Annotated in this window: 14 protein-coding genes; 9 read left to right on the top strand and 5 right to left on the bottom strand. The window is 64.0% G+C overall.

All coding sequences use genetic code 11. From position 1 onward, the window contains the following. Window positions 1-93: 93 nt before the first annotated feature. Window positions 94-1,026, bottom strand: a complete 933-nt coding sequence (gene flaA, locus AAHB08_RS02200; RefSeq protein WP_283941508.1) for a flagellin A — start codon at window positions 1,024-1,026, stop codon at window positions 94-96. A gap of 389 nt (window positions 1,027-1,415) precedes the next feature. On the opposite strand from flaA, the gene AAHB08_RS02195 reads away from it, so the two are divergent. Both AAHB08_RS02195 and AAHB08_RS02190 read left to right on the top strand, forming a co-directional pair. Continuing rightward, window positions 1,416-2,048: a trimeric intracellular cation channel family protein gene (locus tag AAHB08_RS02195; protein ID WP_025326511.1), complete on the top strand. Its 633-nt coding sequence runs from the start codon at window positions 1,416-1,418 to the stop codon at window positions 2,046-2,048. A gap of 101 nt (window positions 2,049-2,149) precedes the next feature. Then, window positions 2,150-2,542 carry a hypothetical protein gene (locus tag AAHB08_RS02190; RefSeq protein ID WP_342057968.1) on the top strand — a complete coding sequence of 131 codons (393 nt, stop codon included), beginning with the start codon at window positions 2,150-2,152 and terminating at the stop codon, window positions 2,540-2,542. 74 nt (window positions 2,543-2,616) lie between these two features. On the opposite strand, the gene thiI is transcribed toward AAHB08_RS02190, so the two are convergent. Beyond that, on the bottom strand, window positions 2,617-4,065 hold the full coding sequence (gene thiI, locus AAHB08_RS02185; RefSeq protein ID WP_139434152.1) for a tRNA uracil 4-sulfurtransferase ThiI: 1,449 nt from the start codon (window positions 4,063-4,065) through the stop codon (window positions 2,617-2,619). 175 nt (window positions 4,066-4,240) lie between these two features. Between thiI and AAHB08_RS02180 the strand changes: the two genes are divergently transcribed. Beyond that, window positions 4,241-5,200: a hypothetical protein gene (locus tag AAHB08_RS02180; protein ID WP_342057967.1), complete on the top strand. Its 960-nt coding sequence runs from the start codon at window positions 4,241-4,243 to the stop codon at window positions 5,198-5,200. Between the two features lie 72 nt (window positions 5,201-5,272). On the opposite strand, the gene pbpC is transcribed toward AAHB08_RS02180, so the two are convergent. Together pbpC and AAHB08_RS02170 are read right to left on the bottom strand one after the other, a co-directional pair. Beyond that, window positions 5,273-7,672, bottom strand: a complete 2,400-nt coding sequence (pbpC, locus tag AAHB08_RS02175) for a penicillin-binding protein 1C (protein ID WP_342057966.1) — start codon at window positions 7,670-7,672, stop codon at window positions 5,273-5,275. 10 nt (window positions 7,673-7,682) lie between these two features. Beyond that, complete coding sequence (locus tag AAHB08_RS02170; RefSeq protein WP_342057965.1) at window positions 7,683-12,536, bottom strand: alpha-2-macroglobulin family protein; 4,854 nt, start codon at window positions 12,534-12,536, stop codon at window positions 7,683-7,685. 559 nt (window positions 12,537-13,095) lie between these two features. Here AAHB08_RS02170 and AAHB08_RS02165 point away from each other — a divergent pair. The 5 genes from AAHB08_RS02165 to AAHB08_RS02145 are packed head-to-tail and all read left to right on the top strand — an operon-like array spanning window position 13,096 to window position 18,209. Beyond that, the gene (locus tag AAHB08_RS02165) at window positions 13,096-14,133 is read left to right on the top strand and encodes an AI-2E family transporter (RefSeq protein WP_342057964.1); all 1,038 of its coding nucleotides are present in this window, start codon (window positions 13,096-13,098) and stop codon (window positions 14,131-14,133) included. Window positions 14,134-14,137: 4 nt separating this feature from the next. After that, window positions 14,138-15,655 carry a TolC family protein gene (locus AAHB08_RS02160; protein WP_342057963.1) on the top strand — a complete coding sequence of 506 codons (1,518 nt, stop codon included), beginning with the start codon at window positions 14,138-14,140 and terminating at the stop codon, window positions 15,653-15,655. Continuing rightward, window positions 15,648-16,742 carry an HlyD family secretion protein gene (locus AAHB08_RS02155; RefSeq protein WP_342057962.1) on the top strand — a complete coding sequence of 365 codons (1,095 nt, stop codon included), beginning with the start codon at window positions 15,648-15,650 and terminating at the stop codon, window positions 16,740-16,742. The genes AAHB08_RS02160 and AAHB08_RS02155 overlap by 8 nt, the downstream gene beginning before the upstream one ends. 8 nt (window positions 16,743-16,750) lie before the next feature. Then, a complete protein-coding gene (locus AAHB08_RS02150; RefSeq protein WP_342057961.1) occupies window positions 16,751-17,779 on the top strand; it encodes a hypothetical protein in 1,029 nt (342 codons plus the stop codon). Between the two features lies 1 nt (window position 17,780). Next, window positions 17,781-18,209 (top strand): ion channel, encoded by a 429-nt coding sequence (locus AAHB08_RS02145; protein ID WP_342057960.1) that lies wholly within the window; start codon window positions 17,781-17,783, stop codon window positions 18,207-18,209. A 93-nt stretch (window positions 18,210-18,302) separates the two neighbouring features. On the opposite strand, the gene AAHB08_RS02140 is transcribed toward AAHB08_RS02145, so the two are convergent. After that, window positions 18,303-19,991 carry an FAD-dependent oxidoreductase gene (locus AAHB08_RS02140; RefSeq protein WP_342057959.1) on the bottom strand — a complete coding sequence of 563 codons (1,689 nt, stop codon included), beginning with the start codon at window positions 19,989-19,991 and terminating at the stop codon, window positions 18,303-18,305. Between the two features lie 134 nt (window positions 19,992-20,125). Between AAHB08_RS02140 and AAHB08_RS02135 the strand changes: the two genes are divergently transcribed. After that, window positions 20,126-23,065 (top strand): sensor domain-containing phosphodiesterase, encoded by a 2,940-nt coding sequence (locus tag AAHB08_RS02135; protein WP_342057958.1) that lies wholly within the window; start codon window positions 20,126-20,128, stop codon window positions 23,063-23,065. Window positions 23,066-23,112 lie beyond the last annotated feature (47 nt).

Raw genomic sequence — 23,112 nt, 5'->3', positions numbered from 1 at the left:
ACAAGGCGTAAATCCGAACACCCCATTGTTCCATCTTGTTTACCAGGGCGGCCTGAACAACCGCCCTTTTTCTTTTTCTTGCAATCAGTCAGTTTAGCCTTGCAGCAGAGAGAGCGCAGACTGCGGGCGCTGGTTCGCTTGGGACAGGATGCTGGAAGCCGCCTGTTGCAGGATGTTCTGCTTGGTCATATTGGCCGTCTCTGTCGCGAAGTCTGCATCGCGGATACGGGAGCGGGCCGCACTGACGTTTTCCGAAATATTGGCCTGGTTGCGGATGGTGGAGTCGAACCGGTTCTGTACAGCACCCAGTTCGGCTCGTTTGCTGTCTACCACCTGGATCATCTTGTCCAAGTTGGCAAACGCCAGTTGAGCATTGGAGTCGCTTGAACCTGAAATGTCGCTAATGGTTGACCAAGTAACAGCAGTTGTCGCGGCCGCTACGACCCAAGCATCGGCACCTGTAGTATCGGTTGAGGCTACTACAGCAGTAACTGTCGCACTCCCTTTGGTAACACTGGCAATACCAGACATGGTAAAGGCAGTGGTCATCTTGAAGGAGATGGTCTGACCCGCATCAGCCCCTACTTGGAAAGTACCTTTATAATCCCCAGCCAACAGTTTCTGACCACCAAAAGTAGTGTCGTTGGCAACACGGTTTATCTCGGTAGAAAGCTGTTTGTATTCGGCCTGCAATGCATCTCTGTCATCTTTACTGTTAGAGCCGTTGGCAGACTGTTGGGCCAGAGTACGCATCCGCTGCAGCATGGAGGTCACTTCATCCATGGCGCCTTCAGCAGTCTGGGCAACGGAGATACCGTCGTTGGCGTTGCGGTTGCCTTGATCCAAGCCGTTGATCTGGGAGGTCAGACGGTTGGAGATCTGCAGACCCGCCGCATCGTCCTTGGCGCTGTTGATGCGCAGGCCAGAGGCCAGACGAGTGTAGGAGGTGTCCAGAGATTTGGTGCTGTTCATCATGTTACGCTGAGCGTTGAGCGATGAAACGTTGGTATTGATATACAGACTCATAATTTTTCTCCTAAGCTATTAAATTTTATCTTTAATTCACTCAGGCTTTATTTTGTTTTGTGCCTGATATGTTTAGTTAACGGCGCTGTTTGGTAAGACTTTAATTTCTTTTTTCTGCCTTTTTGGCAGTAATCGCCGCCTAACCTATATATCGGCCTCTATTTCCCTGCCTTGAGAAAAAAATCAGAATTTTTGTCGCTGACCCCCAACCGACCCGCAGATAGGTGGCCAGATCCCGCACCCGCTGGGTCTGTGCTGCCAGTCACCCGTCCTCCCCTGCCCCCCAGAAACCCGCTCTGGCTCCCACTTTTGCATACCGGCATTGCTCACACGCGCCCCTTGCCCCTAAAATCGCCGCCCCATCATTAATTGGACGTGAGTTGTTCTCCATGCAGACACTGGTTGAGCAGATTGTTTACATCAGCGACATGTTTGGTACTGCGGTATTCGCGTTTTCGGGGGTATTGGTGGCAGGGCGCCTTCGAATGGACGGCTTCGGCGTCATGGTGCTGGCCGCGGTGACCGCCATCGGTGGTGGCACCATACGTGACATGATCCTGGGCGCCACCCCGGTATTCTGGGTACGCGACCCCCTCTATATCTGGGTGGTGATCGCCACAGCCCTCATCGGCATGTGGATGGTCAAGCTGCCCCGCCGCATGCCCTGGTATGTGCTGCCGGTGGCCGACGCCTTCGGGCTGGCGCTCTTTACCGTGATAGGCGCCCAGAAGGCGCTCAACTTTGGCACCTCAGGGCTGATTGCGGTGCTCATGGGCACCATGACAGGGGTTGCTGGCGGCATGATCCGGGACGTGCTGGCCCGGGAAGTGCCCATGGTGCTGCAAAAGGAGATCTACGCCACCGCCTGCATCCTGGGGGGCATCCTCTATACCCTGGCGCTGGAGGTCAACATGGACAGGGTCACCGCCATGCTCATCTGCATGACGGCCGTTTTTGGCCTGCGCGTGGCCGCCATCTACTGGCACCTCTCCCTGCCGACCTTCTCGTTGCAGCGCAACTGAACCTGGGCTGGGTGGGCGAGATCCCACCCTTGCAGGGGCAAGATTGAACCAAGCCCGCTTTTCTGTTGTCATAGAGTGGTCGTTTCAAGCCGGATTACCTCATGCAAAAACTTGGGCTCATTACCACGCTGATTCTGATGATGGTGGCAGCGGCTCATGCGGGGGCGCAGGCCCTGTTCGGGCGCCTGGCATCCACCCCGGTGCAGCAGTTCAACCAGCAGATCCGTCAGGCGAGCAGCAGTCAGCAGGGCTGGGTCAACGACTATCGCGAAGTGGCCCGCCGCTTCGTGGGTCATGAAGACGTGCCCACCCGCATCCATGCCCAGCAACTGGACAACGATCTGGTGCTCTCGGTGGCCTTCGATGGCCAGAAGAGCGACATGATCTACATCCTGACCCTGTTTCGCAGCAACAACCTGTGGCAGATGCGTCAGGCCGAGATGGGCTGGCGCTGCCATGGCCAGGAGACCTTTACCCCCGTCCCCTGCCCCTGATCATCACCGAACATGTGAAATAAAAAAATCCGGCACCTTGGCCGGATTTTTTTATGGGCGCATGGGCACCGCTATCAGGGGCGGTACACCTTGACGTTGTCAAAGCCCTGCTCTTTCAGATAGAGCGCCTGCAGCTTGCTCATCACACCGCGATCGCAATAGAGCAGGTAGGTCTGCTCTTTCGGCAGATCGCCAAAGGCGGTTGCCAGCTTGAAGAAGGGGATGTGCAGTACGTCGCGCCCTTCCACCACCAGCGGCTTCTCGTCGCGCTCATCACTGGAGCGGATGTCCAGGATGACTTCGTTGGCGGCCAGCACCTGGGTGGTCTCCACCTCCTGCACCTGGGCGGCAGTCTCCTCGCCGATGCGGCGGATGTCGAGATAGCGGGCTTCGCTCACCACCTTGTCCAGGATGGCGAAGTCGAAGTTGGCCTCTTCCGCCTCGATGCGAGAGAGCTCGGCCTTCACGGTCGGCTTCTTGGAGATGACACCGCAATACTCCGGCATGGTCTCGGCGAACTCCAGGGTGCCGATGCGACGGGCTTCGCTGATGATGTCCGGCTTGTCCCAGGTGATGAGCGGGCGCAGGATCACCTTGTCGGTCACCCGATCGATGACGTTCAGGTTGGTCAGGGTCTGGCTGGAAACCTGGCCCACGCACTCGCCGGTCACCAGGGCCGGGATCTGGAAGGTGTCCGCCACCTGGCCGGCGGCACGCATCATCATCCGCTTGAGCACCACCCCCATCTGACCGTTGTCGATCTTCTCGAGGATCTCGGCCACCACGGGCTCGAAGTCGATGGCGGTGAAACGCACCTTGTGGGAGGCACCGAACTTGTTCCACAGGTAATAGGCGACCTGCTTGACCCCGATCTCGTGGGCGGCGCCCCCCAGATTGAAGAAGCAGTAGTGCACGCGGCAGCCGCGCTTGATGAACTGGTAGGAGGCCACGCCGGAGTCGAAGCCACCGGAGAGCAGGCTCAGCACGTCCTCCTGGGTCGCCATGGGGAAGCCCCCCATGCCGTGGTGGACCGCACTGATGATGTAGAGCTCGTCGTTTTCCACTTCCAGGTTGACCTGGATATCGGGTTTTTTAAGGCGCACACCGGCGGTTTCGCAGTGCTGGTTGAGGCCACCACCCACATAGCGCTCCAGCTCCAGGGAGCTGAAGTCGTGCTTGCCGACGCGACGGGCGCGCACGCAGAAGGTCTTGCCTTTCAGGCGATCACCCCAGACGGCGCGGGTCTGCTCGAAGATGTCGTGCAGATCGGTAAAGTTGCTCAGCTTCACTTCGAGGAAGTACTGGATGCCCGGGATACAGGCCAGGGTCTCGAGATACTGGGCGTGGAACTGATCGTTGCGGGAGCTCACTACCAGCTTGTCCCAGTCCATCCGCACGCGGGCGTCTTCGTCAAAGCGGCGCAACACGTTACGGATGTTGCCCTGCAGCATCTTGGTGAAACGCTGACGCACTGACTTGCTCTTGATGGTGATTTCGGGGAACAGCTTGATAATGAACTTCATGGTGTTGACTCGGGTGGCCTTGATTTAAGGGCGCGAATTATATCAGAAGTTTGGCGCCAGCGCCTACTGGCCAGGCGACGGCATATTTTCCCACGCAATGTTTGCCGCAAGGCGGCAATCTTGCGTATATTCCCGAGCCTGCGCCTTGGCCACCGGCTTGAACCCTGACGATCCGATGAAGACCTATATCTACTACCCCGGCATGGAAGTACGGGATGAACTCTGGCTCAAGTTTGCTCTTATCTATCTGGAGCGGCTCGCCTTCGTCTTCACCGTCAGCGAGAAGAGCGGCCTCACCGCCCTGCTCGATACCCTGCGCCAGCAGAGCGACCTGCTGACCGAACCGCCCGAGCCCGCCTTCTTTGCCGCCATCACGCCCCAGGTCGAGAGCCAGATTGCCGGCCTTGTCGCCCCCGACTTCGTCCGTCACAAGGTGTTTGGCAACAAGGAGCTGATCACGCGCTGGCGCCAGCGTGCCAACCACGACTGCTTCTGCCCCGCCCAGCCAGGTCTGGAGCGGCTGCACGGTTTTTGCCTGAGCCAGGGCTTTGCGACGCAGGATGATGGGGGGATAAGAATGGCGCGGCGCTTCGCCAACCTGCTCTCCATGCGCCTCGCCCGTGAGTGGGCGCTCGCCAATGAGGGGGCCCTCATCACGGATCACGACTATCTCGACCGGCTGCTTCACCTGCTCGAATCCCGCTACCACAATCGCGGTGGTCAGGACTGCTTCCACCTCGAGATCCCGCTGCAAGTGCCCACTCACCTCGCCGAGATCTCTTTTGCGGAGCTGATTGCCCTGCGCGGGCGCAGCGGTTTTCGCCAGCAGCTGGCGGCCTTCCACCAGGCTCTGGATGCCCTGCTCGCCATGCTTGGCAGCGGCTACGCCGACCCTGAGGTACTGGCCCGCTTCGAGCAGGCGCAGCAGGGGCTCAACCAGCTGCTGGGCCCGCAGACTCGCAGCCTGCCGCTCACCACCCTGGTCAGCTGCTCATTGCCCGCCATGGCGATGATCCACAGGCTCAAGGAGAGTCATCCCGACAGCACTCTGGTCTTCCATCCCATCAAGAAGAGCCACTTCCACCAGCGCAAGAGCCAGCACTTCTTCACCCGGCTGGGTCAGGTCAAACCCTGAGCCAGCTTAGGCACAGAGGCTGCCGTCAAAATATTGTCGCCCTGAACGGGTAGCCCCTTTGACTCGCCTCTCTCAGGAGGGGTTCTCCAACCGAAACTCGATGCGATCGCTGTTGCCCGCCTCGTCCACCACCACCAGCTGGTAGCGCCCCGCCTCGCTCAGCACCTGATCCCCGTCCCAGCGCAGCCGCTGTCCGTTGAGAAACCAGGCCGGCTTGCCCACGCCCCCCAGCACTTTGGGTTGCAACCGATAGCGCTGACTGCGGATAAGATTCCCCTCCCCCAGTGCCAGGATGCGAATGGGGGCCTGCAGCTCGGCGCTTCGTCCCTCCCCTGCACAACCGCTTGCCAGCAGCGACTGGCGCCGCTCTCCTGGCACCCGCCAGGGCTCCAGCGAGAGCGGCCAGAGCGCCCGAACGCCGGATTGCGCCGCATCCTGGCAACGGGCCAGGGTCGGCTTGCCCTCGGCGGTCAATGCCACCTGCCGCAACGGCGAAGGCCAGTCCATGGGATCCGGCAAGGTCTGGGGATCGCGCCCTTCCAGCAGCCAGGCACTCTGGCGCTGCAGACACGCCTCTGGCAGGGTCGCGCTCGATTTGCGTCCCAGCGGCCAGCAGATCTCCGCCTCGCTCACCGTATTGGGCTGCTCCGGCAGAGGGCTGTTGTCGGCCAGGCGCGAGTAGACCGAGAGCAGCAGCGGCACCGCCGCGCTCTGGCCGTAAAAACCGGGCATGGGGGTGCCGTCGGGGCGTCCCAGCCAGACGCCTATGGTCCAGCGACCGGAGACCCCCATGGCCCAGCTGTCGCGATAGCCATAGCTGGTGCCGGTCTTCCAGGCAAGCCGGTTGACCCGGCCGGTCGCCTCGCTGGCAAAGGGCTGATCCGCCCGTCCCTGGGCGCTCAATATTTGCCAGATGATCCAGGCCGCCCCCGGGCTCAGCAAGGGGCGTGACACCGCCTGCTGCCCCGCCAGCCAGACCGGCATGGCCACCTGCCCCTGCCGAGTGAGGGCGCTGTAGAGCGCCACCAGCTGTTCGAGCCGAATGCCCGCCGCCCCCAGCGCAATGGCCGGGTTGGGTTTGTCCGAAAGCGCGAGCCGCACCCCGGCGTTGTCGAGGCGGCTGACCAATTTGTCGGCCCCAAGCGCCTCCAGCACCTGTACCGCCGGCACGTTGAGGGATTGCTGCAGCGCCTGGGTCAGGGTTACCGGCCCCTGAAAGGCGCCGGAGAAGTTGGCGGGTCTATAGTCCGACCCCAGCCTCGGCGCATCGGAGAGCAGGGAGGCGGAGTGCACCAAGCCCTCGTCCAGGGCCAGACCATAGATAAAAGGCTTCAGCGTAGAGCCGGGGGAGCGGATCGCCTGCACCATGTCGAGGTAACCGTGGCGGCGCAAATTGCCATACTCGGCGCTGCCCACATAGGCGCGCACCGCCATGGTGCTGTTGTCTACCAGCAGCAAGGCGGCGGAAGTCTGCTCGGGGAAGCGGCGGATATAGCTTGCCACCCGCCCCTCCAGCCAGCGCTGCAGATCCCCGTCTATGGTGGTGTGCACCAGCGCCCCGGCCTGATTGTCGGCGGCGAGACGGGCAAACAGCGGCGCCTCCATCGGCGTGAAGTGGCCGCGGGCCAGCACCGGCTCGATGCGCCCCTCCTGCCACGCCTGCTCGGGCCAGACGCCCTGTGCCACCAGTCGCTGCATCACCTTGTCCCGGGCGGCGCGGGCCCGCTCGGGATGCCGGTCCGGCCGGTTGCGGCTGGGAGCCTGCGGCAGCACCGCCAACAGAGCAGCCTCGGCATAGGTCAGCTTGGCGGCGCTCTTGCCAAGATAGGCAAAACTTGCCGCCTGCACCCCCTCCAGATTGCCGCCAAAGGGCGCCCGGTTGAGGTAGACGGTGAGCAGGGTGCGCTTGTCATGGTGCCACTCCAGCTGCAGTGCGCGCGCCATCTGGCGCAGCTTGCCGGGCACGCTCCTGTGGTAAGGCTCGATGAGGCGGGCCACCTGCATGGTGAGGGTCGAGCCACCCGACACGGCGCGCCCATGGCGCAACCACTGCCAGACCCCGCGCACCATGGCCACCGGATTGACCCCGGGATGGCGCCAGAAATGGCGATCCTCGTAGCCCAACAGCGCCTCTATATAGCGGGGGGAGACCTGCTCCAGGGTCACGGGGTAGCGCCACACGCCGCTGGTGTCGGCAAAGGCGCGCAGCGGCCGCCCCTTCATGTCGAGCACCACCCGTGCATAGGCGGGGTCGAGCGGTGGCGGCGGGAACATGCGATCGAGCGCCAGCAGCGACAGGAACAGGGCTACAACGCCCAGCACCGAGCAGCGCAGCCAGCGTGGCAGACGGCCCAACCAGACGAGGCAGACGCGGCCACCGTGACAAAGTCGCAGCCAGCCACGCTGCCAGAAAGTGAGCGGGCGAACCCGCTCGAGGGAAGGGACGTTACTCAGAGGGCGTCTGCTACTCATCAAGCGCCAGCTACTCAGAGATAGTTACCTCATGGATATCCTCACCCACAGCCCTGAGCTCAGGCCGGTACATATCCTCCACCTGGGTCGGTGGTACCTGATAGCGACCCGGCGTCACCGCCCGCATCAGGTAGACCAGCTGCTGGTTGCTCCCGGCGCTCAGATCCAGCGCCGCCGTATAGCGGTCATCGCGAAACTCCTGATGCTTGAGGTAGTCGTTCCACTCGCTCTGCCACGCCGGTTTCCCCTCAATCGAAAGCTCTTCGAGCTTGATGCTGTTGCCAAGAGCCGGGTTCTCCAGCTCGAAGCCTGCCGGCACCATCTCCACCAGCAGGGCATCGGGCACTGCCGATTCACTGCTGACATTGAGCCGCACCACCACCAGATCGCCGACCCGTACCTTGGTCGGGTCAAAACGCTGACCCTCGCTGTTGAACCAGCTGCGGGTCACGCTTATCCCCTGACTCAACCGGGCAGGAGCCTGTTCGGGATAACCGACCAGAGTGCGCTGCACATAGAGGGATCCCTTGCCCTCGTTGGTGACGACGCTGGCCGCCAGCGCCTCGGGGGCGCCCAGTTGCAGCGGAGCCGAACCGCTCAGAGAGTCACTGCCAAGGGGTGAATCGACCCTGGCCTGCCAGTCGGCGGCAGGATCAACTTGCGCCAGTCGCAGCAATGCGAGCCGCTCCTGGGTGCTGAGCCACTGACGGTGAGCCAGGGTGTCGGCCACCTTGGCGCTGAGATCAGGCCAGCGCTCCTCGGCCAGCTTGTGCTGGCGCAGCAGGGAGAGCTCGAGGGCCTGGTCGCGCAGGGGCGAGCCGTAATCCCCGAGATAGTCGTCGCCGCGCTCGGTCGCCAATGCCCGGGCAAGGGCCTTGGCGGCGTTCTGCTCATCCCCCATGGCCGAGAGCGCCAGGGAGAGTTGCAAGAGCGGCAGGCCCGAGCGGGCGTGATCGGCCTGCTGCTCCCAGATGAGGCGCAGGGTGGCGAGCGGCGCCTTGCCCACCCGGGCCAGCACATAGGCGCTGTAGGCCTGATAGGCCAGCCGGCTGTGCTCGGGGGCACTGCTCCAGCGCTCGCCGTACTGGCTGTCGGTGAGATAGCTCTGCAGCCTATTCAAGGCCTGATTGAGCATGGCCTCCGGCACCGTATCACCCGCCTCCTTGCGGGCCAGCAGGTAGTCGGCGGCATAGGCGGTAAGCCACTGCTCCTCGTCGGAGCGGCCATCCCAGAGGCCAAAGCCGCCGCTTGGCAGTTGCAACCGCTGCAGCCGTTGCAGCAGGGCGCGCTGCAGGTCAGCCTCGCTCACCGCTTTCTTGCCCTCTGCGGGGTTGCTCCAGGCGGCCCGCTCATCCGCCGTGGTCAGCAAGTAAGGCCAGGCGCGGGACAGGGTCTGCTCCAGACAGGCATAGGGGTAGTCGGCCAGCGCCTGCCACTGGGCAGCCGGATCCCAGGGCGGAGTGCCGGAGAGGCTGAGCAGCCCCTGCAGATTGCCGCGATCCAGCCCGACCAGCTCAGCTGGCGCAAAGCTCATCTGCTGGCCGGGGGGCAACATCTGGTAGCGCTGGCGAGTCTCGGCAGGCCAGGGGGAGCGCAGCGGCAGAGTCCAGTCGCGGCTGATGGCAAAATCCTTGCCGCTGGCCGCCAACTGCAGGCTCGCCACGCCGCTTGCCCCGGTCACGGTGAGCGGCAGGGTCAGCCACTGCTCCTCGCCGTTTTTAAGGGCAAGGGTGCCGGGCAGCTCGCCGTTTGCTTTCAGCCCGCCATTGAGGGTCCAGGCAAGAGAAAGGGTCTGATCCTCGCCGCTCATGTTGCGCAGCTGCACCAGCGCCCGGGTCTCATCCCCTCTGGCGCCAAAGCGCGGCCAGCCAATCTCGGCCACCAGGGGTGCCACCACCTTGACGGCGCGCTCGGCCTCACCGACTTGCTGTTCGTTCCAGGCCAGCGCCATCAGCGCCAGCTCGCCGTTGAAGTTGGGCAGTTCGAGCGGGATCACCGCCTTGCCCTGCTCGTCAAAACTCACCTCGCCGCTCCAGAGCGCGGCGATCTCGACCCGGCTCTCCAGCGCGCCACCCTTTTTCAGCGGTGCCCGGTCCCCCCCGTAGTTGAGGCGGGCCAGCTTGCCATCCTGGAGCGGGATCACCTGGCCGTAGTTGTCGAACAAATCTTGGGAGAAGCGCTTGCGACCAAAGAAGATCTCGAACGGGTCGAGAGGCTGGTAGTCGCTGATATTGAGCACGCCCCGATCCACCGCAGCCAGCACCACGCGGCCCTGACTGTTGGGGGTGGAGGTCGCGGTCACTTCCAGTCGAGTGAGCGGCACCGCTTTATCAGGTGCGCTCAGGGTAAGCGGAAGACGGCGCGCTTCCCGGTCCAGGGTGAGCGGCACCAGACCGACCGAGCGCAGGCTCTGCACACTCTTTTGGCTCACCGGCTTTGAGTCACTGTCTGGCGCGGCGATCTGGGCCGAGATATGCAGATCATGACGCTGCCACTCGGGGCTGACCGGGATCTCGAACTCGCCGCGGGCATCCTTGGCATCGTCGCCGGCGCCCTTGAGCTCGATACGCTGCCACCAGCGCAGGCCGTCGCCATCTTCCACCATCAGCAACCCCTTGCCGGGGCGCGGCGCCACCAACGTCACTTTGGCCTTGTCACCCGCCTGATAGGCGCGCTTGTCGAGGGTGATGGCAATCTTGTCGGGCCGCGCCTGCTCGCCACCGCCGCCCCAGGCGTAACTGCCTATCTCCAGCCGCAGGCTGGATTGATGGCCCTGACTGTTCTCCACCTCCAACCGATACCAGCCCGCAGCCAGCTGCAGCGTGAGCGGGGTCGGCCCCTTGCCATCCAGCTGCAAGGTCTGCTCCTGCTCCAGATAGGGCTGACTGTTGAACTCGTACTTCCACCCCTCCCCATCAGCGTAGTGCCAGTAGTAGTCGCGGTACTCGTTGATGAGGCGCACCTTCACAGTCCCCACCACCGGCTCGCCTTGCTCATCGAGGTTGAGGATCTGGAAGGGGAGCGGCTTGCCCCCTTCCACCCGATCTGCCACAAAGTCGGCCTTAAGCGCAGGCCACTGGCTACCCGCGGGCCAGCCATACTGGGTACGGCTGCGATTGACGGCGCGACCGCCGGGCTCGGCGAGCGACACCCGATAGGCCACCTCCAGCGGCCCGAGGGCGCGCACCCCATCAAGTTCATCAGCCAGCGAGAAGGTCCCCTGCCCCTGTTCATTCAGGGTGATATTGAGGGGCTCCGGCTCTTTGGCCTGCTCGGCGAGCTGCACGTCACCCAGAGTGAACTCCTGCCACTGGGTAAAGGGCATGGTGGCGCGGCTTAACTTCACCTCCGCCTTGGCCTTGGTGGCGCTCGCTGGCGCACCGTAGAGATAGTCCCCTTGCAGCGGCAGAGTGAGGGCGGCGTCCAGACTCGTGACTTCCCCATCCGGCCCCTTGCCAAGCTGCAGTTTCAACCGTTCCGGCAAGAACTCCTCCACCAGAAAAGGCCACTCGAAGCGGCTGCCGGCAGCAGTCTTGAGGTTGATGGTCCAGCGCCCGAGCGGCGCATCGTCCGGCAGACGCAGACCATAGTGGGCGGCGCCAAGGCTATCGGGCAGCAGCCGTTTCTGTTCGAGCAGCTGGCCGTCCGGCTGCTTCACCTCCAGCTCCACCGCCATGCCCGGCAGCAACTGGCCATCCTGCCCCTTGAGCAGGATCTCGCTGTCGAGCCGCTCGCCCGGGCGGTAGAGATCCCGCCCACTAAAGAGATAAAGCTGCTGGGCCTGCCAGGGCTGGGTACCGAGATCGAAGGTGGAGAGATCGAGCGCTGCCCCGTCGAGACGCAGCACAGCCAGATGCTTGCCCTGCTCGGCCAGCAGCAGCCGGGCCCCCTGCACCTGATCGAAGCGGCGATGGCCCTGGGGATCGGTGTTTTGCACCTGCAGCCGGTTGCCCTTCTCGTCGAGCAGGGAGAGCTGCACCTCCTTGAGGGGGTCGGCGCTGGCCAGGGAGCTGACGAACACCTCCAGCTGATCGCGGTAGCGGCGGGCGCTGAGCCCCATGTCGCTCACCGCGAAATAGGTGGTCTCCTTGCGCCAGTCGTAGTTGCCAAGGGGAGACATCACCGCAAAGTAGACGCCAGCCTCGGCCAGCTGCGGCTCCTTCACATTGATGAGGCGGGTCTCGCGCCGGTTGGCATCGAGTTCCAGGGCATAGCGACCGCTGAACACCCGCTTGGCTCGCCGGGTGACCTGCTCCAGATCCCAGTTGCCCATGCCGGCACCGGGGCGATACTCGGCCAGGAAGCGAGGCAGATACTCTGCATCGACCCGGAAGAAGTCGATGTTGACCTCGTCCACGTTCACCGCGCTGATGGGCAGGCGCAGCTCGTCGCGCAGCGGCAACACCATGCCGCTGGCGGTAAACGAGGCCCCCGCCTCCAGCGGTCGGGTCTTGAGGGTCCAGCTCTGGGGGGATGGGCCCAGCCCCGCCTTGAGACTCACTTCGTAGCTTCTGTCAGGCTGGACGTTCGGGAAATAGAGGGTGCGGCCATCGTCGGCCAGGATCCACTCCCCCTGCACCTGCTTGCCCCCTTCGCTGACCGTGAGCCAGCTCTGCCAGTTTGCCTTGGGCGCCAAGGGGCCGGAGAAGACCAGCGCCAGCGCCGGGGCATCGCGATATTGGCGAGCATTGGCCTGCACCACTGAGGTCGGTGCCCCGGCCTCCTGCTGCACCTCGGTTGGGGAGGATGCGGGGGCCGGGGTGTCCGGGCCGCAGCCTGTCAGCAGCAGAACCCCCACACCCGCCAGTAACGAGGCCAGCAGACGAGGGACGCGAGACACAGGAGAGGGCTTGAGGAGACGCATAGATTTGATCCCGGGTTGAGTCGCCGCCAGTGCGGCGCAGGAGCCAATAGGATAAAACGTCCCCCCCATTAACACAAAACTCAGTGCGGTGGGCACATCATCCACGGCATGCCGTTGCTGGCAGCAGAAATAGCTATTTATGAGCAGGCAATAATATTCCCCATTCGGGGCTCTTTTTTGGGCGGCTATTTTAGATAGGAAAACTTTCCCCGTTTTCTGAACCCAAGCCAAACTGGGAACAACTGTTCGCTTGTGCGGCACGAGGGGACTCTTTACTCTCTGGCCCCGCTGAAGTTGTAGAAGCAATCAACCTAATATCAATCGGTTAAATATTTTTTAAACATTGAGTTCCTGTGCCATACATTAAATGCAGGCAAGGTCAGCGTGCCCCCACGCGCTGAACTCAGTGTTATTTATTACTGCACAACCCATGCCTGCTGGCCCGACATCTATGTTGGGCCAGCATGGTTGTGTGCTCATCCCCCGTCGGAGTCATACCAGAATGGAAAATAACGATCTGTCCATAGTCGAAAAAAGGTTGGTTGCCAGATTCCTGGATATGTTCATCAAGTTTGGCCTTATCCTGGCACTGGGCTCTTTCTGCTTCACCGTGTTCTCCCCCTTCATGAACATGATGCTGTGGGCGCTGATCCTGGCCGTCACCCTCTATCCCCTCCACCAGCGCTTTGCCGCGCGCCTGGGCGGGAAGCAGGGCAAGGCCTCCACCCTGCTGGTCTTGCTGGGGGTGCTGCTCATCGTGGCCCCGACCGTGGTCATGGTCAGCTCCCTGGGTGACAGCGTCAGCGCCCTGGTCGACAAGGTGAACAACAATACCCTGGTGATCCCGGCCCCCTCCGCCGACATCGCCGACATCCCGCTGGTGGGCGCCAAGCTCCATGCCGTCTGGCTGAAGGCCTCGGTGGACCTGCCCAGCCTCATCATCAGCTACCAGCCGCAGCTCGGGGATCTCGCCAAGAAGGTCGTCGGCATCCTGGCCAGCATGGGGGGTGGCCTGCTCGGCTTCGTCTTCTCCTTCATCGTGGCCGGCATCATCATGGCCTGGGGCGCACCGGGTGCGGTGAGCGCCGATCGCATCGCCATGCGCATCACGGATGAACGCAAGGGGCTGGCGCTGACCAAGCTGTGCACCAGCACCATACGTGCCGTCGCTCAAGGGGTCATCGGGGTCGCCTTCATCCAGGCGCTGCTGGCGGGTATCGTCATGATGCTGGCGGGGATCCCGGCGGTCGGCATCTTCTTCGTCCTGGCGCTGATCCTCGGCATCGCCCAGGTGCCCGTGATCCTGGTGACGGCTCCCGCCATCGCCTACATGTGGAGCACGGGTGATCACGGCACTGCGGTGAACATCATCTACAGCGTCCTGCTGATCGTCGCAGGCATGGCCGACAACGTGCTCAAGCCGCTGCTGCTGGGTCGCGGTGTCGATGCCCCCATGCCGGTGGTGCTGCTGGGCGCCCTTGGCGGCATGGCGACCAGTGGCATACTCGGCATGTTCATCGGCGCCACCCTGCTCTCCATCGGCTATCGCATCTTCATGGCCTGGGTCAACGAAGGTCTGGCTTCTGCGGATAAATAACCCCATGGCCGTCCAACGTCACAACATGCGCCCCCTGTTCACGGGGGGCGCATGCCTGTTATTGAGTGCCTGCACAGTGCTGGGCCCCGACTATCAGGCCCCCAGAGTCGAGGAGATGGCCGGCTGGCACAGCGTCAGCGAGGGTCAGCAGGCGAGTGCGACCGCCGACTATCGCCAATGGTGGAACCGCCTCAACGACCCCGTGCTGAGTGCCCTGGTCGAGGAAGCGCTGCGCAAGAACCCGGATGTGCGGATCGCCGGCTTGCGGATCCTCGAGGCCCAGGCCCAGCTCGGCATTGCCGAGAGCCTGCTCGGCCCCCAGGCCACCGTGGGCACGGGCGAGTTCCTGCAAGCCGGGCAGACCCGGGGCGGCCACAGCAGCGCCGGCAGCAGCTATGGCGCCGGGTTCAACCTCGGCTGGGAGCTCGACTTCTGGGGCAAGTTCGAACGCGGCATCGAAGCGGCGGATGCCAACTACTTCGCCACCCTGGCCCAGTATGATGACATCCAGGTGCTGATGGCCGCCCAGGTGGCCCAGCTCTATGTGAGCATCCGCACCGTGGAGGCTCGCCTCTACATAGCCCGGGAGAATGCCCGCCTCCAGCAGCGTAGCCTGGAGATCACCGAGCGGCTGTTCAAGAGCGGCAACAGCGCCGAGCTGGACGTGCAGCAGGCCAAGACCCAGTACCTCGGCACCCTGTCCGGCATTCCGCAACTCGAGACCAGCCTGCGCCAGAGCCAGAATGCCCTCTCGACCCTGATTGCCAGGCCCCCGGGCCCCCTGCCCGAGATGGCCACCAACACCGGCAAGATCCCCCAGGGCGAGCTGGCCCTGGTCACCGAGATGCCGGCCGATCTGCTGCGCCGGCGTCCCGACGTGCGGGTCGCGGAGCGGCAACTGGCCGCCCAGTCTGCCCTGATCGGCGTGGCCGAGAGCGAGCTCTACCCCTCCATCACCCTGCTGGGCACCCTGGGCGTCAACGCCACCAATGGGGAGAGCGGCACCTTCTCCTGGGCCGTCGGTCCCTCGCTCAGCTGGAACCTGCTCGATCAGGGACGGCTCGGCAACCAGATCCTGGTGCAGGACGCCCGCTTCCAGCAACTGCACGAGCGCTATCGTGACAGCGTGTTCAAGGCGGCCCGCGAGGTGGATGACGCGGCCGTGGCCTACGCCAACGGCCAGGACGAGATCGTCCTGCTGACCCAGACCGGCGAGGCCGCCCGCCGCTCCCTCGAGATAGCCAACACCCAGTATCGCGAGGGGATGGCGGACTTCCAGCGGGTGCTCGACTCCCAGCGCGCCCTGTTCAACCAGCAGGAGCGCCTGGTCAACAGCCGTGGCGCCCGGATGCGGGATCTCATCACGCTCTACAAGGCACTGGGTGGCGGTTGGGAACAGGGGCGCGAACGTCCCCTGGTGACCCCCGAGGTGGAGGCCCAGCTGCGCACGCGCGCCGACTGGGCTCCCCTGCTCGACGCAACCCACTCCCCCATGACACAGAAGGCAAGCCCCCATGACTGACAGCACTGCATCTCCCGGCCAGGCCAGCCGCCGCGCCACCCTTGGGCTGCTGGCTGCAATCCTCCTCCTGCTCATCTGGTATCTGCTGGCGGACCGGCTGACGCCATACAGCTCCCAGGCCCGGGTGCAGGCCTTCGTGGTCCCCGTCGCCGCCGAGGTGTCCGGCCAGATCAAGCGGGTCTATGTTCACGACAATCAGGACGTGGAGGCAGGCTCCCCCCTGTTCGACATCGATCCCGAGCCCTATGACATCGCCCTGGCCAAGGCCAGATCCGATTACCAGACGGTCTTGAGCGGCGTCAAGGCGAACACCGAAGGGGTCAAGGCGGCCGAGGCCTCCCTGATGGCCATGCGCGCCGCCTATGACAACGCGGCCAAGGATGCGGAGCGTCAGGAGCGGCTCTATCGCGAGGATCCGGGCGCCATCTCGGTGCGTCGCCTCGAGGTGGCCCAGGCCAGCCGCGAGACGGCCAAGAGCCAGGTGGCGGCAGCGGAGGCCGACGTCCGCCGCGCCATCGAGGCCGCCGGAGCGAGCGGCGATGACAACTCCCAGCTGCTCAGCGCCCGCTCGGCGGTCCACAAGGCGCAGCTGGATCGCCAGAACACCCGAGTGGTGGCACCCGGTCGGGGGCTCATCACCGACTTGAGCACAGATGCAGGCCAGTTCATCGGGGCCGGCGCACCGGCCATGACACTGATCGCCATCCACGACGTCTGGGTGTCGGCGGATCTGACGGAGAACAACCTCGGCAACATTCGGCCAGGGGACAAGGTCACCATCCTGCTCGACAGCCTGCCCGGACAGCTGTTCAAGGGGGAGATCCGCAGCGTCGGCTACGGGGTGGGCGATGGCAAGAGCCAGCCCGCCGGTGCCCTGCCCACTGTGGACAACAACCGCGACTGGCTGCGTCAGGCGCAGCGTTTCCCGGTCAAGATCGCCTTCCAGAGTGACGACTTTCCGCCGGTCGAGGCGCTGCGGGTCGGCGGCCAGGCCGATGTGCTGGTCTACACCGGCGAGAGCGGGGTGATGCACTTCCTGGGGGCGCTCTATATCCGGCTGATGAGCCTCTTCTCCTTCCTCTATTGAGGCGCCATATGCATAACGCCGACAGGGCTGTACTGCGCATTGGCACCGGCATCGGACTCGCGACGGGGATCTGTTACGGCCTGGCCCTGCCCATGCCCCACCTCGGCGTCATCATGGCCTGGGTGGTGCTGTGCCGACCCGGGGAGGCCCTTGGCCTGAAAAAGGGGCTGGCAGGGGGGCTACTGCTGCTGGGGATCATGGCCGCCGGGGTGCTGCTGGTCCCCCTGCTGACCCACTATGCCCTGGCGGCCGTGCTGCTCATCGCCCTGCTGCTCTACCTGCTGATGCAGCAGTCGATGGCCGGCAAGGGGGCCGCCGCCATGCTGCTCATCATGGCCATCACGGTGATCCCGGTGGCCGGGCTCATCGAGCAGTCCCTTGCCATCGCCATCGCCCAGATGATGGGACTGGGGATCCTGATAGGCACCCTGGTCAACCGCATGGCCCACGCGCTCTTCCCCCCCCTGCCGGTGACAGGGGGGGCGGCAAGGCCGGTGCCATTGCCTCCCGAACATCCCGAGCGGCTGGCGCTGCGCGCCGTCGCCATCGTGCTGCCGGTGTGGCTGCTGGCCCTCGGCAACCCGGCGTTCTACATTCCGGCGGTGATGAAGACGGTGGCGCTGGCCCAGCAGAGCACCTCCCTCAACGCCAGACAGGCGGGCCAGGAGCTGGTGCTCTCGACCCTGGCGGGCGCCCTGCTGGCGTTCGCACTCTGGATGGGACTCAGCCTCTGGCCCTCCCTCCTGATGCTGGTGCTGATGCTCTCCCTGATGACCCTGTGGCTGGCGCGGCGTCTGATCCGGCTGGTGGCGGGGCGCTTCCCGCCCTCATTCTGGAGCAACGCCTGGATCACGGCGCTCATCCTGTTTGGCCCGGCCATCGAGGACAGCGCCACCGGCAAGGATGTGTGGTTGGCGGCCGCCATGCGTTGCGGCCTCTATCTGGTGGTGGCCGGCTATGGCTGGCTGTGTATCTTGCTGCTCGAGCAGTGGTGGCCGGTCGGCCGCCCGCTGGCAGAAGCCAAGTTAGGAGACTGACATGTTTCTCATTTTTATGGTCGGCATCCCGGTGATCCTGATCAACATGCTGTTGCAATCCCTGGTGTCCGTCTGGTGCATCCGCTTCTACATCAAGCGGGTCGGCAAGCGTGAAGGGGTGGTGGCCGGCATGCTGGCGCTGTTTGGCATCATCACCCTGGTGATGCTGGGCAACCTGGCCCAGATCGGCGTCTGGGGAGGGCTCTTCCTGTGGCTCGGGGAGTTCGACACCCTGCAGGAGGCCGTCTACCACTCCGGGGTCAACTTCGCCACCCTGGGCTATGGCGACATCGTCATGAGCCCGCAGTGGAAGCTGCTTGGGCCGCTGGAGGCGGTCAACGGCGCCCTGATGATAGGCCTCTCCGGCGCCTCCATGCTGGCGGTCTTGCAGCATCACATTCGCAAGCAGCTCAATGACGGCGCCCCCTGAGCGGGCTGTGCTCCTGATGTAGAAAAGGGCCACTCCATGGAGTGGCCCTTTTTCATGCACAGCAGGGGATTGGGCCATGTCGGCCGGGCAGCACTATTCGGCGAAGGCCAGCTGCCAGGTCTTGAAGCCGCCGGAGAGGTTCTTCACCCGAAAGCCGTGCTGGCTCAGCAGGCGGCAGGCCACGTGACCGCGCAAGCCCACCTGACAGCTGATGAGCAGCTCCTTGTCTCTTGGCAACTCCTCGAAGCGGCCGCGCAGCTCGTCGAGGGGAATGTGCATCGCCCCCGGGATGCGCCCCAGCTTGTCGAGCTCGGGGCCGTTTCGCACATCCACCACCTGCTGGTGAGGGTGGCGGGCCTGCACCTCGGCCGCGTGGCAGAGGATGGTGTCCCCCTTCAGGTGGTTGCTCGCCACGAAGCCCGCCATGTTGATCACATCCTTGGCCGAGCCGAACGGCGGCGCATAGGTGAGCTCCAGATCCTGCAGGTCAAAGACGGTGAGACCGGCGCGCTGGGCCACCGCCAGCACGTCGATGCGCTTGTCGATGCCATCCTTGCCGATGGCCTGGGCGCCGTAAATCTTGCCATCCGGGGCAAACAGCAGCTTGAGGCTGACTGGGTGAGCGCCGGGGTAGTAGCCGGCGTGACTGCCCGGGTGGACATAGACCTTCTCGAACGGCAGCCCCAGCTGCACCAGTCGCTTCTCGTTGAGCCCAGTGCTGGCCACCGCCAAGTCGAACAGCTTGCAGATGGCGGTCCCTTGCGTCTTCTTGTAGGTTTCGCTTCGGCCCAGCATGTTGTCGGCGGCGATGCGCCCCTGCCGGTTGGCGGGGCCCGCCAGCGGGATCAGCACGGATTCGCCGGTGACGAAGTCGGTCTCCTCCACCGCATCCCCCACCGCAAAGATAAAGGGATCCGAGGTGCGCATGCCGGCATCTACCTTGATGCCGCCGCGGGGGCCCAGCGCCAGCCCCGCCTTGGCGGCGAGCAGGGTTTCCGGTTTGACGCCGATGGCGAGGATCAGCAGGCCGGTATCGAGGTGAGTGCCGTCGCTCAGGGTCAGGCGCAGGCCGCCGCTGTTGGCGGTGGGCACGGCCGCCGTCATCTCGGCGGGCAGATCCAGACTCTCGATAGCCGATAGGCCGGTGCGCAGACGCAGATCGATCCCCTCTTCCCGGATGCGGGCGTGGAGCATGTTGGCCATCTCCTTGTCCACCGGCGCCATCACCTGATCGGAGAGCTCCAGCAGGGTGACCGCCAGCTGGCGCTGGTGCAGCGCCTCCATCATCTCCAGCCCGATAAAGCCGCCGCCCACCACGGTGACGTGGCGCGGCTTGTCGTGGTGCAGGGCCGCCAGGATGCGATCCATGTCCGGGATATTGCGCAGGGTGTACACGCCAGGGCTGTCGATGCCGGGGAAGGGAGGACGAATGGGCGCCGCCCCCGGGCTCAGCAGCAGCACGTCGTAAGGCTCGCGCCGCTCCTCGCCGGTTTGCAGGTTGCGCACCAGCAGGCTCTTGCCCGCCTTGTCTATCTCGATCACATCGTGGAATACCCGCACATCGACGTTGAAACGGCGCTTGAAGCTCTGGGGCGTCTGCAGCAGCAGGGCATCCCGACTGGGGATATCCCCCCCGATATGATAGGGCAGACCGCAGTTGGCGAAGCTGACGAACTCCCCCCGCTCGAACATCACTATCTCTGCCTCTTCGCTCAACCGACGGGCGCGGGCCGCCGCCGAGGCGCCCCCGGCGACGCCACCCACAATCAGGATCCGTTTCATCTGCAAGACTCCACTCAACAGGAAATGACCAATAAATTAGACTCATCTAATTTAGGTTTCAATGAAATTTTGTTTGCCGCAGATTTGCAGTATTCTTGCCCTCCGACAATTGCTCAACAGGATAGTGCCAGTTCATGTCGTCTACCGCGCTCAGTCATCTCCCGACAGCCAGCCAGGCCCCCCTGTTCTTTCGCCTGGATACCCGTAGTCAACGGCTGGTCGCCCTGACCGATGTGATGCAGACCCCGCTCCACTGGCTCGATGAGCCCCGCAGCGCCTGGCCGGCCCAGTTGCCGGACGTCCTGCGCCAGCCCATAGAGCAGCGGCTCGCCAGCGGCAAGGGGGGCAAGCTGCTGCTGCGCTTTGCCGCCCAGCAGTGGCATATCTCCCTCTCCCATGAACAGGACGCCTTCTGGCTCATCTGCCTGCAGACCCAGCCCCAGGAGAGTGCGGCCAACTTGTCGCTGCAACTGCCGCGCCTGAGCCAGATGGCCAGTCAGCAGCAGTACGCCCCTATGCTGGAGAGCCTCAGGGAGTGCCTGGGGGCCGATCGCCTCATCCTCTGGCACTACCAGGCCAACGGCCCCCTCGGTAGCGAGCAGCTGACCCCTGTCTTCACCCTGAATGCTGATTCTGTCGGTGCCATTCGCGGTGACAGCCGCTACATCCGGGCCTTGCGCACCCGGGGCGCCCTGAGCTTCTCGGAGGCCGCCCATCAGCCCATGCTGAGCCAGCACTATTATCTGGCCAATGCCAATGTCAGCTCCCGCCTGGACGGCGCCCTGCTGGAGCAGGAGAAACTCATCGGCGTGCTCAGCCTCGAGTACGCCGAGACGACCCTGATAGGCGAAGAGACGCTGCAGCTGGTGCGCCACTGCGCCCAGTTGCTGGGTCACTGGCAGCCCGAACCCGAGGTGGTCGAGGCCTCCCCCTTCACCCTGCCAGGCGGGCTCAGTTGCAAGACCGGCAATGAGTATTGCCGCGCCCTGGTGCGCTGGGCCATGACGGCGAGCGGCGCCCGCATCGGCTGGCTCGGGGAGTTTCAGCTGCGCGGCCAGGATCTCTGGCTCATTCCCCGCTGCGTGCTGGAAGGAGAGACCTTCTCCGCGGTCAAGCCCATGCGAATGGAGATAGGTCCGGGCCGGGAGATCTTCCAGCACGGCCAGAGCCTCTACGTGGAAGACCTGCCCCTGCGCTATCCCCAGGCCACCCAGTTGCTGGCCCTCGACGCCAAGGCCTATATCGGCATCCCCCTCCAGGGCCAGGGCGGCGTTCCCCTGGGTCAGATCACCCTGATGCTGGACGGGCCGCTGGCCGACCCCATTCCCCTGCTCGATGCCCTCCATGAGCAGCGCGAGCGAGCCGCCATCGAGCTGCAGCGCCTCGCCAACGACGATGCCCTGCGCCTGGCGGAAGTGGCCTTCAACACCCACGACGGTCTGCTGGTGATGGATCACGGCGGCATCATCCTCAAGGTCAACGACTCCTTCAGCCGCATCACCGGCTTTGCCAGCGAGGAGATGCTGGGTCAGCATATCGAGGCCCTGAGGCCCACCTACTATGGCGACAGCCTCAAGCAGGAGGTCATCGCCGCCGTCGACAAGCAGGGATACTGGCTCGGCGAGGAGCAGTGCCTGCACAGGGACGGCCATCTCTTCCCGGTACGGCTGATGGTGAGCGGCGTCAAGGATGAGGAGGACGAGATCAGCCACTTCGTCTGCAGCTTCCACGACATCACCCAGGAGAAGGAGACGGCCCGCCACATAGAGCGGCTCGCCTATTACGACGATCTGTGCGACCTCTACAACAGGCGCAGCCTGAACGACATCATGCAGCGCACCCTGCAGAGCCCGAACGGGCAGTGGGGGGCATTGCTGCTGCTGGATCTCGACAACTTCAAGTCCATCAACGACTCCCTCGGCCACGCCTGCGGCGATCTGCTGCTCCAGGCCGTGGTGGTGCGGCTCAAGTCCCTGCCCCAGGAGAACCTGGTGCTGGCCCGCACCTCGGGGGACGAGTTCGCCCTGCTGTTCACCGCGCTGGGCCAGGGCTATGTCACCGCCAAGATACTGGCGGAGCACTTCGCCCGGGAGCTGATGGGGATTTTCCGGCTCCCCTTCGACATCGGCGATCACAAGCTGCACTGCAGCGCCTCCGTGGGGATCAGCCTGTTCAGCGACGATGACAAGGATCACCTGATCCTGATGCAGCAGGCCGACACCGCCGTCCACATGGCCAAACGGGCCGGCCAGGGCAACCACATCTTCTTCAGCGAGGCCATGGCGGAGAAGGAGAAGAGCAAGCTCTCCCTGAGCAACCAGCTGCGCGATGCCCTGCGCAACAACGAGCTGGTGCTGCACTACCAGCCCCAGTACAGAGTCGACAATGGCAGCCTCTCGGGCGTGGAGGCCCTGTTGCGCTGGCAGAAGATGGACGGCACCATGATCCCCCCCGGGGACTTCATTCCCATCGCCGAAGAGACCACCCTGATCCAGGAGATAGGCTACTGGGTGATGAAGACCGCCTGCGCCCAGTACAGTTTCTGGCTCAACAACGGCCTGGCCATCCCCCATCTGTCGGTCAACGTCAGCGCCCGCCAGTTCCACACCGCCGGCTTCGTGCAGCAGGTGGAGTACGTGCTGCGCGATACCGGGGTGCCGCCATCGCGCCTGCTGCTGGAGGTCACCGAGTCCGTGGTGCTGGAGAACCGGCTGGACAGCATCGCCAAGATCCGCCAGCTCAAGGCGCTGGGCATCCTCATCTCCATCGATGACTTCGGCACCGGCTACTCTTCTCTCGCCTATTTGCGCGATCTGCCCGCCGATGAGGTCAAACTGGATAGGAGCTTCATTCAGACGCTGGTGCACAGCGAGCAGGACAAGGCCATCGTCAAGGCCATCCTGGATCTCGCCAAGGTATTTCGCTTCACGGTGACCGCCGAAGGGGTGGAGGACGAGGAGCAGCTGGCCGTGCTCAAGGCCCTGGGATGCCAGCACTACCAGGGCTTCCTGACCAGCCGCCCGCTCCCCGTCAAGGCACTGGAGAGTCTGCTGGGTGCCACCCCGGCGGGCTAAACTGGTAGGATTTATAGGGCTTTATGTCATAAAATAACGACCGCTCG

Origin of the sequence: Aeromonas sp. OTU364, from assembly GCF_038440395.1 — a bacterium.
Classification (GTDB): domain Bacteria; phylum Pseudomonadota; class Gammaproteobacteria; order Enterobacterales; family Aeromonadaceae; genus Aeromonas.
Note: the sequence above shows the minus strand (reverse complement) of the source record. Positions and strands in the feature narration are given on the sequence as shown.